This is a genomic window from Streptomyces niveiscabiei (assembly GCF_033794345.1).
In the GTDB taxonomy this organism is placed as follows: domain Bacteria; phylum Actinomycetota; class Actinomycetes; order Streptomycetales; family Streptomycetaceae; genus Streptomyces; species Streptomyces niveiscabiei.
The window spans coordinates 42,133-60,039 of sequence record NZ_JARAYJ010000006.1 but is presented as its reverse complement, the minus strand read 5'-3'; the positions used below and the strand labels follow the sequence as shown (position 1 = coordinate 60,039).

Annotated in this window: 13 protein-coding genes; 3 read left to right on the top strand and 10 right to left on the bottom strand. The window is 72.9% G+C overall.

The window, feature by feature from the left end; genetic code table 11:
- Nucleotides 1-150: 150 nt before the first annotated feature.
- From PV682_RS10330 to PV682_RS10310, 5 genes are read right to left on the bottom strand one after another with little or no spacing between them, the layout of a single operon-like run.
- Nucleotides 151-1,941, bottom strand: a complete 1,791-nt coding sequence (locus PV682_RS10330) for a DUF2264 domain-containing protein (RefSeq protein ID WP_319726424.1) — start codon at nucleotides 1,939-1,941, stop codon at nucleotides 151-153.
- Nucleotides 1,938-2,972, bottom strand: a complete 1,035-nt coding sequence (locus PV682_RS10325) for a LacI family DNA-binding transcriptional regulator (RefSeq protein ID WP_319726962.1) — start codon at nucleotides 2,970-2,972, stop codon at nucleotides 1,938-1,940. Before PV682_RS10325 ends, PV682_RS10330 begins: the two co-directional genes overlap by 4 nt.
- A gap of 32 nt (nucleotides 2,973-3,004) precedes the next feature.
- Nucleotides 3,005-4,642: an extracellular solute-binding protein gene (locus PV682_RS10320; protein ID WP_319726422.1), complete on the bottom strand. Its 1,638-nt coding sequence runs from the start codon at nucleotides 4,640-4,642 to the stop codon at nucleotides 3,005-3,007.
- Between the two features lie 50 nt (nucleotides 4,643-4,692).
- Nucleotides 4,693-5,553 (bottom strand): carbohydrate ABC transporter permease, encoded by an 861-nt coding sequence (locus PV682_RS10315; protein ID WP_319726959.1) that lies wholly within the window; start codon nucleotides 5,551-5,553, stop codon nucleotides 4,693-4,695.
- Between the two features lie 11 nt (nucleotides 5,554-5,564).
- Nucleotides 5,565-6,419, bottom strand: a complete 855-nt coding sequence (locus tag PV682_RS10310; protein WP_319726420.1) for an ABC transporter permease — start codon at nucleotides 6,417-6,419, stop codon at nucleotides 5,565-5,567.
- A gap of 292 nt (nucleotides 6,420-6,711) precedes the next feature.
- Between PV682_RS10310 and PV682_RS10305 the strand changes: the two genes are divergently transcribed.
- Both PV682_RS10305 and PV682_RS10300 read left to right on the top strand, forming a co-directional pair.
- Nucleotides 6,712-8,391 (top strand): L-lactate permease, encoded by a 1,680-nt coding sequence (locus PV682_RS10305; RefSeq protein WP_319726418.1) that lies wholly within the window; start codon nucleotides 6,712-6,714, stop codon nucleotides 8,389-8,391.
- A 151-nt stretch (nucleotides 8,392-8,542) separates the two neighbouring features.
- Complete coding sequence (locus PV682_RS10300; RefSeq protein WP_319726415.1) at nucleotides 8,543-10,375, top strand: APC family permease; 1,833 nt, start codon at nucleotides 8,543-8,545, stop codon at nucleotides 10,373-10,375.
- Nucleotides 10,376-10,383: 8 nt separating this feature from the next.
- Here the strand turns inward: PV682_RS10300 and PV682_RS10295 are convergent, their stop codons facing one another.
- On the bottom strand, nucleotides 10,384-11,403 hold the full coding sequence (locus PV682_RS10295) for a helix-turn-helix transcriptional regulator (protein ID WP_319726414.1): 1,020 nt from the start codon (nucleotides 11,401-11,403) through the stop codon (nucleotides 10,384-10,386).
- A gap of 272 nt (nucleotides 11,404-11,675) precedes the next feature.
- Here PV682_RS10295 and PV682_RS10290 point away from each other — a divergent pair, with 272 nt between their 5' ends.
- Entirely contained in the window at nucleotides 11,676-13,373 is a 1,698-nt protein-coding gene (locus PV682_RS10290; RefSeq protein WP_319726412.1) for an amidohydrolase, read from the top strand.
- 152 nt (nucleotides 13,374-13,525) lie between these two features.
- Here PV682_RS10290 and PV682_RS10285 read toward each other — a convergent pair whose 3' ends face one another.
- From PV682_RS10285 to PV682_RS10270, 4 genes are all read right to left on the bottom strand, one after another.
- Nucleotides 13,526-14,224: a gamma-glutamyl-gamma-aminobutyrate hydrolase family protein gene (locus tag PV682_RS10285; protein WP_319726410.1), complete on the bottom strand. Its 699-nt coding sequence runs from the start codon at nucleotides 14,222-14,224 to the stop codon at nucleotides 13,526-13,528.
- Complete coding sequence (locus tag PV682_RS10280) at nucleotides 14,221-15,708, bottom strand: aldehyde dehydrogenase (RefSeq protein WP_319726407.1); 1,488 nt, start codon at nucleotides 15,706-15,708, stop codon at nucleotides 14,221-14,223. The genes PV682_RS10285 and PV682_RS10280 overlap by 4 nt, the downstream gene beginning before the upstream one ends.
- 28 nt (nucleotides 15,709-15,736) lie before the next feature.
- Nucleotides 15,737-17,176 carry an APC family permease gene (locus PV682_RS10275; RefSeq protein WP_319726404.1) on the bottom strand — a complete coding sequence of 480 codons (1,440 nt, stop codon included), beginning with the start codon at nucleotides 17,174-17,176 and terminating at the stop codon, nucleotides 15,737-15,739.
- Nucleotides 17,177-17,300: 124 nt separating this feature from the next.
- Nucleotides 17,301-17,903 (bottom strand): TetR/AcrR family transcriptional regulator, encoded by a 603-nt coding sequence (locus tag PV682_RS10270; RefSeq protein ID WP_319726401.1) that lies wholly within the window; start codon nucleotides 17,901-17,903, stop codon nucleotides 17,301-17,303.
- Between the last annotated feature and the right edge of the window lie 4 nt (nucleotides 17,904-17,907).

Here is a 17,907-nt window from a genome sequence, read left to right as displayed (position 1 = left end):
TCGCCGACATGCCGGCCGAGCGGAACGAACTCGACGAAGCGCGACGGGTGTTGAGGGCGGCGGCGGACGCCGGAGACAGCGGAGCCCCCTCGCGCCTGGCGATTTTCCTCACCCGCTGCCACCTCCCGCCCCTCCCCCCCCCGCACGGCCTCATCCCCGACTCCCCCCAACCCTGACCACCTCCGTCCGCCCATCCGGAAACCCCACCTCCACCCCACCCTCCACCTCCCGGGCCCAAGCCCCCCACCACCCCACCTCGGGATCCCCGGTCAGCACCACCAACGTCACCAGCACCCCACCCTCCCCACCCACCAGCACAGGCGTCCCCGACCACACCCCAACCGCGTTCTGCCCCACCCCGGAAACCACCCCACCCTCCCGACCGCCCCCCAGCAACGACACCACCGCACTGGTCAGCCCATCCCCCCGCCGGACCACAGCCCACCCCTCCCCGAACGACCCCACAGGCGCGGCCACATCACTGGCCACGGCCCACCCCCCCTCCCGCACCACGGCCTCACCCGCTCCCTCCACCACATGCACCCGCACCTCCCAAGCCCGATGCACGACACTCGTCGTGGTCACCACCCCCTCACCCCCCGCGACCGCATAGGAAGAAGCCCCCACCCCCACCCGCTGAATCCGCCCCCGCCGAGAACCCCCCACCGCCAGATGATTGTCGACCCCACCGGCAAGATCCCCCGGCGGAGTCTCAGGAGCCGTCACCGACGAATAGGCGAACCGCGTGTAGTGAGGATTCGCCTCGGACGCGGCAGGCGCGGGCGCCAGCCGATCGCTCCCGTGGTTGACGAGCCGCACGATCCCGTCGGCGGCGGTCGCATGCAGCACCCACCCCGGCGCCCCCAGGACCAGACACCGATCCTTGTCCTCCCGAGGCTCCTCGGGAGCGGTCCACACGGGGTGATCCGGCGGCAGGAGCAGGCCCAGGAACGCCTTGGCGGCCCAGTACGGCGAGGCGGGACCGGAGTACGGCTGAGTCACCGGCAGAAATTCCCGGTACCACCCCAGCCTCAACAACCCCTCCGCGTCCGGTACTTGCCGCTCGGAGAAGTGCCGCAACGCCCCCGAGGCGAGCTGCCGGGTCCGCCCCGGCGGCAGGGGCGTCGCGTCCGCCAGCACCCCCGCCCACAACGGTGCGACGACGGCGTACCGATACGTGAGCGACCGCCCTTGATGCACAGGAGCTCCGTCAGCCCCGAAGAAGTACTGGAAGGTCTCCAGGAACTCCCGCAACCGCCCCCGGTGCCGGGCGACGACGGCAGGGTCGGCGCGCGCCCCCGCGATCCGAGCCCACAGCACGGGATACAGGTGCAGGGCCCAGGCGTTGTAGTAGTCGAACTTCTGCCCGTCCCCGTCGGTGTACCACCCCTCGCCCCGGTACCAGTCGTCGAGCCGGGCGAGCCCGGCGTCGATCTCGCCGCGATCGTCCAGGGCGCCCACGGACGCGAGGAACTCCTCCACGATCACCTGGAACAGCCGCCAGTTGGAGTCGTTGACGACGGCCCCGACGAACCCCCCGAACCATGCGACGGTCCGCTGCCGCACGGCATCCGGCAGCAGATCCCACAACCACTCCCGCGTCTCGTGCAGCGCGACGGCGACGGAAGCGGCCTCCACCATCGGCTGCCCCCGGTCGGTGATGGGCGGCCAGTGCTCGGGGTGCCCCGGATCGGTCCCGGCGGACAGCCCGGCCGCGTACCGCGAGACCAACGCCTCCATCCCCGCCCCCCGGGCCCCCGCGATCCGGAACGCGGCCAGCAGGAACGAGCGCGCGTACCCCTCCAGCCCGTCCGACCACTCCCCGGCGTACCCGGCCCGCCCGGGCAGCCGGTACTGCGCGAACCCGGGCGTCGCATACGGCAGCAGCGCGTCCAGCAACCGGTCCGCCGCGTCCTCCCACACCGCGCGGTCCCCGCTCACGCGGGCGGCCCCACGCTCTCGCGGACGACGATATGGGTGCCCAGCAGATGCGGCCCCGCGGGCTCCCCGTCCCGCACGGCGAGCCGTACGGCGGCGCGGCCCAACTCCTCCGCGGGCGTACGGACGGTGGTCAGCGGAGGGCTGAAGTCCTCGGCCAGAGGTATGTCGTTGTAGCCGACCACGGACACATCGTCGGGTACGCGCAGTCCGGCCTCGGAGACGGCCCGCAGCACCCCGGCGGCGACCATGTCGTCCCCGGCGACGACGGCCGTGAACTCCCTGGTCTCCCTCAGGAGTTGCCCCATGGCGCGCCGCCCGGCCGCCCGCCCGAGCCCGCAGTCGACGACGTACGCGGCCGAAGCCGGCAGCCCGTGCTCGGCGAGCGCCGCACGGTACCCCCGCACCCGCGCGTCGAGCGCGGTGTTCCCCGGCAGCCCGCCGAGGAAGGCGATCCGCCGGTGCCCGGCGGACAGCAGGTGCGCGGTGATCGCGCGGGCCCCCGCCTCGTTGTCGAACTCCACGACCAGCGCCGGGAGTCCAGGGTCGGGCGAGGGCCGCCCGCACAGCACGAGCCGCGCCCCCGACGCGCTGAGCGCCTGCGCGTAGTGCGCGACCCGCTCCCGGTACGCGTCGTCCTCGACGACCCCGCCGACCAGGATCACCACCCGCGCCCCCTCCTCCCGCATGAGCTGCACGAAGTCCATCTCCCGCTGCGGATCACCCCCGGTCGTGCCGACCAGGCACAGCCACCCCCGGTCGGCGGCCTCCGCCTCCACGCCCTCGGCGACATGCGCGTAGAAGGGGCTGGTGACCTGGCGCAGGACGACGGCGACCATCTTCCGGCCGCCGCCGACCAGCGCGCGGGCGTGCGCGTTGGCGACGTAGTCCAGCGCCCGCGCGGCCCGCAGGACGCGGCTGCGGGTGGCCGGCGGGACCGGATAGTTGCCGGTGAGCACCCGTGACACCGTCGACACGGACACCCCGGCCCGCTCGGCCACCTCGCGGATCGTGACCCGTTCCCTCGCCGTCATGTCGCTGCGCGCCCCCTTCTCGTCCCGGCCGGTCATGAGATGGCGTCGTGCTCCTTCGCCAGCTCGTCGGCCATTCTGTCGCCGCCGCGCGCCCGCCAGGTCTTCACGGCGGCGTCGTACGCGGACATGGGTGAGCGTCCGGCGATCACGGCGGTGACCGTGTCGTCCATCAGCGCCTTCAGCGTCGTCCCCCGCGTGGTCCGCGTCGTCGACTGGAGCCCGAAGGAGGCGTCCCGGATCGCGACGGGGACGACCTTCCGCTGCCAGGCGTGGATCGCGCGCACGGCCTCCGGACGGCCCGGCACGAACAACACCTGCGGCCCCTCGGCGAGATACCGGAACGGCAGGTTGGTCACGTTCTCGACCTCGCCGAGCCGGTTCGCCTCGGGCGAGCCGTCAGCGCCCCGCGTGAAGTGCGTGCCCTCCACCCCGTAGTGGATCAGCTCCCACTCCTTCGTACCGAACGGCGCGGCGAGGAAGTCCAGGACGCGCAGCAGGAGTTGGATGCGCTCCCGCTTCGCCGCCTTGAGGACCGTGTACCCGAACGAGCGCCGCGCCGCGACGATCCCGCCGGGCGTCCCGCCGACCGTGTACGGCAGGGCCGGTGCCGGAGTCAGCAGGCCCTCCGCGTCCGGGTACAGGGTCTGGTAGGAGCCGAAGCCGTTCTGCATCGAGCCGACCGTGCCGTTGAGGAACAGGGTCGTCAGGTCGGACGTCGACATCGAGGCCGCGTCGGGGTGGTAGAGGCCCTTCCCGCGCAGCTCCGCCTGGAAGGCGACCGCCGCCCTGTACCGCTCGTCGGTGTAATTGGCGCGGAACACGCCTGAGCCGTCGACGGCCCACGCGGACGGCGCGTTGTGCGCGGCGGCGTGCACGGCGTTGCCGAACACCGAACCGGTCCCGGCGCCCAGCGCGTACCGCTTGCCGCCGGTCGCCTTGGCCGCGACGGCCGCGAAGTCGGCGGACGTCCAGCCCTCCCGCATCCCGGCGTCCGTGAACACGCCCTGGTTGAGCCACAACGTCGAACCCGGCAGCGGCCGTTCGAGCGGGACGCCGTAGATCCGGCCGCCGATGCGGCCCATGTCCCGCCAGGCGTGCCCGGGGATGTTCGCCAGGTTCGGGTACTCCGCAGCCGCCTCGCCCGACAGGAACGGCGTCAGATCCTCCGCCCTGCGCTGCACGAACTGCGCCTCGCGGGGGAGTTGGAAGCCGGAGAAGATGTTGATGACGTCCGGCAGCGCGTCCGGATCGTCGGCCATGACGGTCGCCATCTTCTTCTGGTAGTCGTCCGTCGGGACGACCGTGAACTCGACCTTCACGCCGAGCGCCTTCTCCACCGCCTGCCAATACCGGTTGGCGGAACGGCCCTTGGGCGGCGTACCGAACGTCACCGACATGACGCGGATCGTCGAGCCGTCACCAGGCGTGCGCTTGACGGACGTCGAGAGGTCGGCCGGGTAGGAGGTGTACCCCGGCTGCACCCCCGCCTCGGTCGGCGCGAGATCCGGTTTCGCGCCCGGCGCCGCCCGGTACACGGGCCAAGGGGCCAGCTTCTTACCGGCGTTGGCGGTGTCGCCGTCGTCCTTGCCGGTGGAACAGGCGGTCAGCAGACCGGGGACACTCGCCGCTGCCATCGAACCGAGCAGCGCGCGCCGGGACATGCGGGACATGAGCGGGACCTTTCCGAGTCGGCTCCTGACGACATCACCTCGCGACGGCGTCAGCTCTTGACGGCGCCGGTGAGCACGCCCTTGGTGAAGTACCTCTGGAGGAACGGGTAGACGAGCAGGATCGGCACGGTCGCGATCACCAGCACCGCCATCTGGATCGCCTGCGGCGCGCTGACCGTGCCCTCGCCCGTCGTCGTGTCCGTCAGCCCGGTCCCCGCGATCACGTACGTCCGCAGCACCTGCTGCAACGGCCAGTGGTCGCTCTCCAGATACAGCGACGCGTAGAACCACGAGTTCCAGTAGGCGACCGCGTAGAACAGCCCGACCACCGCCAACGCCGCCTTGGACAACGGCAGGACGACCGACCACAGCACCCGCAGATCCCCGGCGCCGTCCAGCCGCGCCGCCTCGTACAGCTCCTCCGGGATGCCCTGGAAGAAGCCGCGCAGGACGACCAGGTTGAACACGTTCACCAGCACCGGCAGCACCAGCGAGGCGTAACTGTCCAGCAGTCCCAGCTGCTTGACGAGGAGATAGTTCGGGATCATGCCCGGCGGGAACAGGAACGTGAACAGGATCAGCAGCAGCACCGGACGGCCCCCGAACACGCCGGGCCGCGACAGCGCGTACGCGAGCGTCACCGTGCAGGCCAGGCTCAGCAGCGTCCCGGCCAGCGTCACCCCGGCGCTCACGCCGAGCGCGTGCGTGACGATCCCGCCGTCGAGGATGTCCCGGTACGCCTTCAGCGTCGGGTCCCGCGGCCACAGCACCCAGCCCCCGTTGGCCACCACCTCCCGCTGCGAGGCCAGCGACGTCGACAGGATCACCAGGAACGGCACGCACACCAGCAGCACCACCGCCGTCAGCGCGAGCGCCTTGCCCGCCTGCGTGACCGGCCCCGGCCGCTCCATCCACGCCGGCCTCACCGGTACACCCCCTGCTCACCGAGCCGGTGCGCGGCCTTGTTCGCCGCGTACACCAGCAGCGCGCCCACCACGCCCTTGAACAGGCCGGCCGCCGCCGCGAACCCGTAGTCGCCGCCCACGATCCCCTGGAAGTACACGAACGTGTCGATGACCTCCGCCGCCCGCGGCCCCACCGCGTCCCGCTGCAACAGCATCTGCTCGAAGCCGACCGACAGGATGTCGCCCAGCCGGAGGATCAGCAGCAGGACCAGCACCGGACGGATCGCGGGCAGCGTCACGTGCCAGAACCGCCGCCAGGGGCCCGCCCCGTCGATCGCGGCGGCCTCGTACCGCTGCTCGTCGACCTGCGACAGCGCCGCCAGGAAGATGATCGTCCCCCAGCCCGCGTCCTTCCAGATCACCTGCGCCACCACGAGCGGCTTGAACGCGTCCGGGTTGCCGACGATGTCGACCGTGTGCAGCCCGGCGTCGTGCAGATACCCGTTGAGCATCCCCGTGTCCCCGAGCACCTGCTGGAACAGGGCCACGACGATCACCCACGAGATGAAGTGCGGCAGATACGCCACCGACTGCACGAACCGGCGCACCGACGACCACGTCAGGCTGTGCAGCAGCAGCGCCAGGCCCAGCGGCACCGGGAAGAAGAACACCAGTTGCAGCAGCGCGATCCACACCGTGTTGAGCACCGCGTCCCAGAACGCCGCGTCCTCGAACATCCGGCGGAAGTTGCCGACGCCCGTCCACGGGCTGCCCCACAGGCCGTCGAACGGCACGTACTCCTTGAACGCGATCACGTTCCCGATGAGCGCGCCGTAGTGGAACAGCAGGAAGTACCCGAGACCCGGAAGCATCAGCAGGAACAACGTCCGCCGCTGAAAACGTTTTTGCCCACCCGGCGGCCTGCGCCGGTCGCGCCTTTCCACCGTCTTCCCTGGGCGTTCACGCAACTGCACCGCCACGGAGCCTCCTCGGCTCGGGATTGGGAGTGAGGGGAAGTTAAAACGTTTTCAGAGCGCGGTCAACGGCCCTGACAGGAAACGCAGATGAGCGTGGGCCCCGGAAGGCGCCATTGACGGCCCTGGACACGTGTCCTACAAGTTGACGAATCGGAACATCGTGTCACTGCCGCACCAGGAGGCCCGCATGTACCGCCAGGTCCTCGACCCGCTCGCCGGATCGCTGTACTGGTCCGCGGTCCTCGCCGCGTTACCGCTGCTCACCCTGTTCGTCCTGCTCGGCGCCTTCCGCGTGCGCGCGCAGCTCGCCGCGCCGGCCGCCCTCGCGCTCGCCCTGGCGCTGGCCGTCTGGGTCTGGGACATGCCGGGTTCCCAGGCCCTCTCCGGCGCCGTCGAAGGCGCCTTCTACGGGCTGTTCCCCGTCCTGTGGATCCTCGTCAACGCCCTCTGGATCTACCGGATGACCGAGGTCACCGGCTGGTTCGCCGTCCTGCGGCGCTCCTTCCGCACCGTCTCCACCGACCAGCGCGTCCAGGGCATCCTCATCGCGTTCTGCTTCGGCGCGCTGATCGAGGCGCTCGCCGGCTTCGGCGCGCCCGTCGCCATCACGGCCGTCATGCTGGTCGCCGTCGGGATCGCCCCCCTCAAGGCGGCGACCGTCGCGCTGGTCGCGAACACGGCGCCGGTCGCCTTCGGCAGCATGGCCGTACCGCTCACCACCCTCGCCGGGGTGACCGGGCTGCCCCTGGACGACCTCGGCGCGATGGCCGGACGCCAGACACCCCTCATCGCCGTCTTCGTCCCCCTGGTCCTCGTGTTCCTCCTCGACGGGCGGCGTGGGGTGGGGGAGACGTGGCCCGTCGCGGTCGTCGCGGGGGTGACGTTCGGGATCGCCCAGTTCGCCGCGGCGAACTTCATCAGCGTCGAGGTGACGGACATCGTGGCGGGGGTCGTGGCGCTCGTGTCGGTGCTGGGGTTCCTGCGGGTGTGGCAGCCGGCGCGGGTGACGGTGGGCGGGGGGATCGACACGTACGCGGACGCGGAGACGTACGGGGGCGGCGCTACGTACGCCGATGACGGCACCGGGCCTCGCGCCGGCTCCTCCGGCGGCCCCGACGAGCGCGCGGACGGCAGAGCCCTCATGGCCTTCGCGCCCTACCTCATCATCGTCGCCCTCTTCGCCCTCACCCAACTCGGCCCCGTCAAGGACTGGTTGGCGGTGCACGGCGTCGTCACGTTCTCCTGGCCCGGCCTCGACGTCCAGACGCCCACCGGTCAGCAGGCCGGAGCCGTCACCTTCAAGCTGGAGCACCTCAAGGCGGCCGGCACGATCCTGCTGCTCGCCGGTCTCCTCACCATGGCCCTGTACCGCCTCGGCCCCGGCCGCGCGGTCAAGGCGTACGGCGCGACCCTGCGCCAACTCCGCTGGACCGTCGTCACCGTCACCTCGGTCCTCGCGCTGGCCTGGGTGATGAACCTTTCCGGCCAGACCGCGACCCTCGGCACGGCCCTCGCGCAGACCGGCGCCGCGTTCGCCTTCTTCTCCCCGGTCGTCGGCTGGCTCGGCGTGGCGGTCACCGGCTCCGACACCTCCTCCAACTCCCTCTTCGGCGTCCTCCAGGTGACCGCCGCCCACGAGACGGGCCTCGACCCCGTCCTCCTGGCCGCCGCCAACTCCACAGGCGGCGTCCTCGGCAAGATGCTCTCCCCCCAGAACCTCGCGGTCGCCGCCGCCTCCATCGGCATGGCCGGCGGCGAGAGCGTCATCTTCCGCAAGGTCCTGGGCTGGAGCCTGGGCCTCCTCGCGGGCTTCGCCCTGATCGTGTACCTCCAGTCGACGCCGGTCCTGGAGTGGATGACGGTCTGAGGCGCTGCCCTCCCGGAGCCGGTGAACCGACGGTGCTACGAGTTCGTCAAAACGCCCGGTCCCGGCGTGAAGAACGCGCTAGGAACGATCGAGAACGATCACCTGCGGACCGACCCTGAGTGCAGCCGTCCGCACGAAGGAGCCCTCGATCATGTCCGTCCTCACCCCCGTCGCTCCCACCGGGGAGGAGCCGCCTGATGCCGGTGAACGGCACCGCCTCACCGCCGTCACGGGCCTGGCCGCGCTCTCGCTGGACGCGATGGCGTCGGTGGCGTACGGCCCGGAGGCGATCGTGCTGGTGCTGGCCGCCGCCGGGGCGCACGGGCTCGGCTTCACGCTGCCGGTGACCCTGGCGATCGCCGGTCTGCTGGCGGTGCTGGTCGCCTCGTACCGGCAGGTCATCGCCGCGTTCCCGGACGGCGGCGGCTCGTACGCGGTCGCCAGGGCGCACCTCGGGTCGCGGACGAGCCTTGTCGCGGCGGCGTCCCTGGTCCTGGACTACGTCCTGAACGTGGCGGTCGCCGTCACGGCCGGGGTCGCCGCGCTGACCTCGGCGTTCCCCGCCCTGTACGGGCAGCGGCTGTGGCTGTGCCTGGCGGTCCTGGCGCTGATCACGGCGGTGAACCTGCGGGGGATCGTCGAGTCGGCGCGGGTGTTCATCGTGCCGACCGCCGTGTTCGTCGGCTCGGTGTTCGCCTTGATCGTCGTCGGCCTGCTGCGGTCGGGGCCGGTCAGTACGGCGACGGCGCACGGCCACGCCTCCGTGCTGTCCGACAACGCCACGACGGTCGGCGCCCTGCTGTTGCTGAAGGCGTTCGCGTCCGGCTGCGCCGCGCTGACCGGCGTCGAGGCCATCGCGAACGCGGTGCCCTCCTTCCGCGTCCCGCGCGCCGAGCGGGCCCAGCGCGCCGAGGTCGCCCTCGGCGCGGTGCTGGGCCTGATGCTGATCGGCCTGTCCGTCCTGATCGGCCGCTTCCACCTCCAGCCGGTCCAGGGCGTCACGGTCCTCGCACAGCTCGCGGACGCCTCCCTGGGCCACAACTGGGCTTTCTACGTCATCCAGTTCACGACGATGATCCTGCTCGCCCTCTCCGCGAACACCTCCTTCGGCGGCCTCCCCGTCCTGCTGAAACTCCTCGCCCGCGACAACTACGCGCCCCACGTCTTCGCCCTCAAGGCCGACCGCCAGGTCCACCGCCACGGCGTCCTCGCCCTCGCCGTCGTCTCGGCGGCCCTCCTGGTGTTCTCCGGCGGCGACACCAACACGCTCGTCCCGCTCTTCGCGATCGGCGTGTTCGTCGGCTTCACCGTCGCCCAGGTCGGCATGGTCCGGCACTGGCGCCGGGAACGCGGACCGGGCTGGACGGGCAAGGCCCTGCTGAACGGCTCCGGCGCCCTGCTGACCGGGGTCGCGGCGGTCGTCGTGACGGCGGAGAAGTTCACCCAGGGAGCCTGGCTGATCGTCATCGCGCTTCCCCTGCTGGTGGCCGCCTTCGAAACCGTCCACCGCGCGTACGCGGGCATCGGCGAACGCCTCGGTCTCGGCCGGATCCCCGAACCCCCGCACCGAGCGCGCTCCCTGGTCGTCGTCCCCGTCTCCTCCCTCTCCCGCCTCACCTCCCAGGCCCTCACGGCGGCCACCTCCCTCGGCGACGAGGTCCGCGCGGTGACGGTCTCCTACCCGGACCCGGAGGACCGCGCCGCCCTCCACGCCCTGGAGGGCGCCTGGACCGACTGGAACCCCGGCGTCCCCCTCGTCCGGGTCCGCAGCGACCGCCGCAGCCTGGGCCGCCCCATCGCCGCCTACGTCCGCGAGGTCGCCGCCGCCGAACCCGGCACCCAGGTGACCGTGCTGATCCCCGAGACCGAACCCGAACGCCTGTGGCAGCGGCTGCTCCAGAACCAGCGGGGAGCCGTCGTCGCACACGCCGTACGACGGGAGACGGACGCGGTGATCTGCCGCCTGCGCTTCCGGCTGCCGTGAGACGCGCCTCACCGCTCGACGAAGAACGCGAGGTGCCCGGCGTCCGGGCGCAGCAGGCCGTCGCGCACGGCGAGTGCGGTGGCCTCGGCGCGGGAGGCGGCGCCGGTCTTGCGCAGGAGGTGCTCGACGTGGCTGTGCACGGTGCGCGGGGAGAGAAACAGGGCCTGCGCGATGGCCCGGTTGGTCTGGCCGGTCGCGGCCCGGGTGAGGACGTCCAGCTCACGGGCGCTGAGCCCGTACGGCATCCGTGTCGGCGCCCCGTGCACCAGGACCGCTCCCGCCACGGGCCCGGCGCCGGGCCGCTGCCGGTGGAGGGTCACCCGGTACCAGGTGCCGTCGACGGGCCACAGCAGCCGCAGCCGGCGTCCCCCCGAACCGGCGAAGACCCGCAGCAGGGCCAGGAACTCCGGGTCGTCCAGGGCCCGGACGGGCTCGCGGCCCGGCAGGCGGAGCGTCCCGTCGGGGGTCACCAGGCTCGCCGCCCCGTGCTCCGGCAGCCGGTCCGCCTCACGCGCCACCGGATCGGCGAGCGCGCCGAGCGCCGGAATCACCGAGGCCAGCAGCCGCCGCGCCTCCAGGCCGTAGGCGTCGGCACCCTCGGTGCTGAGGTGCACCAGCCCGACGAGCCGCCCCCGGTGCCGCAGCGCTCCCGTGACCCCGTCCCGGAAACCGGCCGGCCGGACCCGCTCGGCGTAGAACCACCCCTGCCGGAAACGCGGCCCCGGCTCCACCGGGTCCTCGGTGTCCTCGGAGATGGACGGCGGCAGCTCCTGCCCCACGACGTTGCGGTACCACGGCGTCGTGACGAACTCGGCGGCCAGCGCCCGGGACACCTCGGCGGTGTAGCCGATCCCGGCGACCTGCACATGGACCCCGGTCACCGGATGGACCGAGAGCAGCGTCGCGGCGTCGAGCGGCAGCGCGCGGGCCAGTTCGCGCAGCGCCTGCTCGCAGGCGGACGCCGGGTCGCGCTCGCGGGTGAGCATGCCGATGCGGGTGGCCGCGGCGAGCTGGTGGTGGCTGAGCATACGAGCCTCCGGGGAACGGCTCGGGACCACGAAGGTCGTTCGGGGCCTAACGACGAGTGGGGTACACGGTAGGGACCCCGACCCCACCGGGCAAGACGTCCACCGGCGGGGAGTCGGTATTTGTACGGATGGTGCGCCGAGGCACCCGGGGCTTTCCTGTTCGGCACAGCCGGACGCCCGTGGAGCCCCGCCATGACCCGACCACGCGCGGCGGCGTACGCCGTGCCCCGCGTCACGCGGTGAACCGTCCCTCCTACCCGGAAGAGGCATCTGTGCACCGATCCGCCCCCACCCTCGTCCTGACCGGCGGTCAGGTCCTCACCGTCGACGACGGCTTCACGGTCACCGAAGGCGTGGCCGTACGCGGCGGACACATCGTCGCCACGGGCAGCGACGCCGCCATGCGCGCCCTGGCCGGCCCCGGCACCCGGATCGTCGGACTCGGCGGCCGGACCGTCCTGCCGGGCCTCAACGACTCGCATCTGCACGGCGCCGCGTACGGGATGACGAGACCGCCCTTCACCCTCGACGTCGGCCACCCCGCCGTCGCGTCGATCGCCGGCGTCGCCGACGCGGTACGCCGGGCGACCCACGTGACCCGCCCCGGCGAGTGGATCGTCGGCCTGGGCTGGGACCCCGGCTACCTCGCCGAGTGCGTGGCCGACCCGCGCCGCTTCCCGCACCGCCGTGACCTGGACGCGGTCGCGCCGCAGCACCCGGTCTGCCTGACGGACTTTTCCTCGCACATGGTGTGGGCCAACAGCGAGGCGCTGCGCCGCTGCGGTGTCGACGCGGACAGCGCGCACCGGCACGGCGGCGTCGTCGACCTCGACGCCGACGGGACACCGACCGGCATCCTGCGCGAGGCGGCCCAGCGGCTCGTCCAGGCCGCCCTGCCCACCCCGACGATCGCCCAGCGCCGCCGGGCCGTCCAGGGCGTGATCCGCGAACTGCACACCCGCGGCATCACCAGCTACACCGAACCCGGCCTCGGCCCGGGCGGCACAGGCACCCTCTTCGGCGGCCTGAGCACCGACAACTGGACCGCGTACGCCGACCTCCTGGCGGCCGGTGAACTCCGTGCCCGGGTCAGCGTGCTGCTGCTGCCCGCCCCCATCGGCGGTAGCGCCGACGACGTCCGCAAGGGGCTGGAGGAACTGCGCCGCCCGCACTCGGCGGACCCCCGGCGGCTGAACGCCATCGGCGTGAAGATCTTCGCGGACGGCGTGCCGCCCAACCGCACCGCCTGGATGCGCGAGCCCTACCGGGACGGCGGCCACGGCTCCCTGTGCGTGCACGGCGACACCCCCGAACTCCAGGTCGAGGAGTTGCGCGAGATGATCGCGCTCGCGCACGAGGCCGGTTTCCAGCTGGGCGTCCACGTCACGGGCGACCGCGCGATCGACACGGTCGTCGACGCCCTCCTCGCCGCGAACACGGCCGCACCCCGCCCCGACGCCCGCCACTACGTCATCCACGGCGACTTCATCGGCGCCGGCAGCCTCGCGAAACTGGCCGCGCACGGCTACGGCGTCAACATGAACCCGGCGATCAAGTGGACGGTCTCCGACCTGATGGACGAGGTCGTGGGCGCCGAGCGCTCCGCGTACCAGTGGCCCGTGCGGTCCGCGATCGACGCCGGGGTCCCGGTGTGCGCCAGCTCCGACGCGCCGATCACCGAGCCCGACTGGCGGCAGGGCGTCGCCGCGATGCTGCTGCGCGAGTCGAAGGCCAGCGGCAGGACGAGCGGCCCCGAGCAGCGGGTCACCCTCGCGCAGGCGCTGCGCGCGTACACCGCCACCCCGGCGTGGCAGGACTTCGCCGAGGACTGGAAGGGCACGGTCGAGCCGGGCAAGGTGGCCGACCTGTGCGTCCTGGACCGGCCGCTGCTCGGCCTCGACCCGCACGAGATCCCGGAAGCCGAGGTGGAGCTCACCGTGTTCGACGGGCAGGTGGTGCACGAACGCTGACAGCGGCACGGCGGGGGAGGGGGAGGACCCGACGAAGCCGGGCACCGGGCCCGCGAGGCGCGACGATCACCGAACAGCGAGGAAACCCGCACCGGCACCCAACCGCGTAGCTCCCCGCCGGCACGCAACCGCGTGGACCCGCCCCGGACTCCCTACGCCGAGCAGGCCCGCACGAACCCCTCGAACACCCGCCCCTGCGCCGGGTCCTCCTCCGCCGTGTCCTCCGGATGCCACTGCACCCCCACGAACCACCCCGCCCCACCGGCCAGTTCGACCCCCTCCACGGTCCCGTCGCCCGCGCGGGCGCTCACCACCAGCCCCTCCCCGAGCCGCGCCACCCGCTGATGGTGATAACAGGACGCCGTCACCTTGTCCGCCCCGGCGAGCCGCGCCAGCGCCGAACCGGCCGCGAGCCCCACGGGGTGGCGGACGTGCCGGTGCCCGGCCACGTCCAGCTCCAGGGTCCCGCCGAGCACCGTGTTGACGACGTGCAGCCCCCGGCAGACGGCGAGCAGCGGCATCCCCGACGCGAGCGCGTGCCGGGCGAGCCCGAGATCGAACGCGTCCTGTTCGTCGTCCACGTCGTAGAGGGCCTCGTGCGTGCCCGTGACCCCGTACCGGTACGGAGCGACGTCGCCGCCGCCCGGCAGCAGCACCCCGTCGAAGCGGGCCAGCCGGGCGGCGAGTTCACCGGGACCGTCGGGAGCGTGCGGATGCAGGCCGACGGGTTCCCCGCCGGCCCGCCACACCGCCTCGATCAGGGCCCGCGCGTTGACCTCGGCCCGGTGGCGCAGCGCCGACGCGGACGCGGAGAACCGGGCCGGTACGGCGATCAGGGGGCGCCGGGTCACAGCTGGATCCACGTCGTCTTGAGGTCGGTGTACTTCTCCAGGGCGTGGGCGGACTTGTCGCGCCCGTTGCCGGACTGCTTGACCCCGCCGAACGGCACGGTGAGGTCGCCCTCCTCGTAGCAGTTGACCCACACGGTCCCGGCCCTGAGGGCCCGCGAGACGCGGTGGGCGGTGGACAGGTCGGACGTCCACACCCCGGCGGCGAGCCCGTACTCGGTGTCGTTCGCCAGCGCCACCGCCTCGTCGAGATCCTCGAAGGCGATGACGGACAGCACGGGCCCGAAGACCTCCTCGCGGGCGAGCCGGCTGCCGGGGCCGACCCGGTCGAACACGGTCGGTTCGAGGTACGTCCCACCCGTCGCCGTAAGGATGCGGTCCCCGCCGGTCAGGAGCCGCGCCCCCTCCTCGCGCGCGGTGCGGACCTGCCCGAGCACCCGCTCCAGGTGCCGTTCGCCCACGAGCGCCCCCATCTCCGTGGCCGGATCGAGCGGATCGCCGACCCGCAGCTCGCGGGCCCGGCGCACCACCGCCTCGACGACGCGCTCGGCGACGGACGCGTGCACGAGGAGCCGGGAGGGCGCCGTGCACATCTCGCCCTGGTTGAAGAAGATCCCCCAGGCGGCGGTGGCGGCGGCCCGGTCGAGGTCGGGTGCGTCGGGCAGCACGATGTTGGGGGACTTGCCGCCGAGTTCGAGCCAGACGCGTTTGAGGTTGGAGTCGGCGGCGTAGCGCAGGAAGTGGCGGCCGACGGCGGTGGAGCCGGTGAAGGCGAGGACGTCCACGTCCGGGTGGAGCCCGAGGGCCCGCCCAGCGCGGGGGCCGTCGCCGGTGACGACGTTCAGCACCCCCGGCGGCAGCCCCGCCTCCAGCGCGAGCCGCCCGAGCAGCAGCGCGGACAGCGGCGCGCTCTCGGACGGCTTGAGCACGACCGTGCATCCGGCGGCCAGCGCGGGCGCGACCTTCCACCCGGCGAGGGTCAGCGGGAAGTTCCACGGCACGACCGCGCCGACGACCCCGGCCGGCTCCCGGGTGACGAGCGCGAGCGCGTCCGGCGCGGTGTGCGGGACCTCGTCGGTGAGCTTGCCGGCGAGTTCGCCGTACCAGCGGAACGTGTTGATCACCGCGCGCAGTTCGATGCCGTGGGCGTCGGCGATCGGCTTGCCCATCTCCAGGGTGACGGCGAGCGCGAGGTCGTCGCGGTGCTCGTCGAGCAGGCCGGCGAGCCGGACGAGGACCCGCCCCCGGTCGCCGGGCGCGAGCCGGGGCCACGGCCCGTGGTCGAAGGCCCGCCGGGCGGCGGCCACGGCGGCGTCGACCTCGGCGGGGCCGCCGTCGGCGACCTCGGCCAGCGGCTGCCCGTCGCGGGGCGAGACCACGCGGAAGACGCCGCCGCCTCCCGGCTCCTCGACGCCGTCGACGAGATGGGTACGGGGTGGGGTGAACGCCTTGGCCCGGGCGAGCCAGTCGTCATGGGTGATGGTCATACGAGCCTCCAGGAATGCCGGTCGGGGATCACCGTGTACGTCGCCTGCGCACCCGCTCGCCGACCACCCCCGCCCCCAGCACCACCGGCACGGACAGCTCCAGCCACAGCGCCGTGCCGCCGTCCCCGCCGATCAGCGTCGTGAAGTTCGCCAGGATCAGCCAGACCGCCCCCGCGAGCCCCACCGCCGCCAGCACCGGCGCGACCACCGTGTGCCACACCCGCCGGTCGACCCGGCGCCGCCGGAAGTACACGACGACGGACACCGACGTCAGCAGGTAGAGCAGCATCATCGCCAGCACCGCGAGCCCGCTGAACCAGGAGAAGAGGGTCAGCACCGGGTCCTTCCCGGCCACCGCGAACGGCACGACGAGCAGCACCGCCGCCGAGGTCTGCACACACCCCGCGGCCCAGGGCGAGCGCCGGGAGTTGAGCCGGCACAGCCCGCCGGGAAGCAGGCCGTCGCGCCCGAGGGAGAACAGGTAGCGGTTCGCGGAGTTGTGGAAGGTGAGGACGCCCGCGAACAGCGAGGTGGCGAGGAGGACCGGCAGCACGTCGTTCGCCCACCCGCCGAACAGGTCGGCCACGGGCGCGAACACGAACGACGCCGAGTCCCCGCCGGCCAGCGCCTTCCCCGCCGCCCCGGGCGCCGCCGAGGCGCCGTACGCCGAGATCAGCATCCAGGACGTCAGCGCGAAGAACCCGGTCACGACCACCACCGACAGGTACGTGGCACGCGGCACCGTCTTCTTCGGCTCGCGCGCCTCCTCGCCGTAGATCGCGGTCGCCTCGAATCCGAACATGGACGCCACGGCGAACATCACGGCCACCCCCGGAGCCCCCTGGAGCGCGGCCGAGGCGGAGAAGCTCCCGGCGACGCCGAGCCCCTCGGGACCGCCCCCGCGCAGCAGCGTGACCACCCCGAACGCCAGCAGCACGCCGAACTCGGCGAGCACGAACACCGCGAGGACCCGCGCCCCCACCTCGATCCCGGCCGCCCCGAGCGCCTGGACGACGGCCATGGTGACCAGCGTGTACAGCCACCACGGCAGATCGACCCCGGCCCGGTCGGCGAACAGCCCGGCGACGATCGAGCCGTACAGCCCGTACATGGCCGCCTGGATCACGCAGTACGCGAAGAGCGCGACGCCCGCGCTCCCGGCCCCGGCGCCGCGGCCGAGGCCCGCGCCGATGTACGTGGAGAAGGCGCCCGCGTCCACGACGTGCCGCCCCATGGCGACGAACCCGACGGAGAAGAGCAGGATCACGGCCCCGGCGAGGAGGTACGCGGCCGGGGTGCCGGCGCCGTTGCCGAGGGCGATCGACAGCGGTGCCGCCCCGGCGATCCCCGTGAGCGGGGCCTGACCGGACAGCACGAAGAACAGGATGCCCAGGACGCCGAGGGCGTCGGGCTTGAGGGCGGGGGCGTCCGGTTGGGTCCGGCGCGCGGGGACCGTCTGACTGTCCACTCGGGTCACCTTCGGAAGAGGAAGAGAGAGGGGTGTTCGTTTCAGGTCAAACGAATTGACTCATGGTGGGCCCGAACCAGCCCCGTGACAAGGGATCGGGAAGCCCCGGTACCCGGCCCTCAGGTCACGGCGCGCCGAGCCGCTCCAGCAGCGCGCGCAACTCCGCGAGCGCCTCCTCGGTGACCTCGCGCTCACCGAACACGAGCTGATGCAGCACGAGCCCCTCCAGCGCGGCGAAGACCAGCCGGGACATGCCCCGGCTCACCGGCTGCGGCAGGAACCGCGCCACCTCGTGCGCGCTCGCCTCGAAATACTCCTCGTACAGCGCGCGCAGATGCGGCAGCAGCTCCGGCCTGCGCCGCGCCTCCAGCAGCAACTCGTACTGGAACGCCTGGAGTTCGGGCCCCGACTCGACCATGTCGACCAGCGCCCCGCTGAACCCGGCGGCCTCCTGTCCCCCCGCGCCGAGCGCGCTGCGCTCCAGGGAGGAGCGGACGGCGTGGGTGACGGCCTCCTCGATCAGCACGTCCCGCGACCCGAAGTGGTGCACGACGAGCCCATGGGTGACCCCGGCCTCCTCGGCGACCGCCCGGTACGTCAGCTTCCGCAGCCCGCCCCGGGCGACGACCCGCACGGCCGCGTCCAGCAGCGCGACCCGCCCCGACCCGTAGCCGGTCACGCGCTTGCGGGGACGGCGCCCGCCTGCGGGCTCGACGGGCTCGGTCATACGG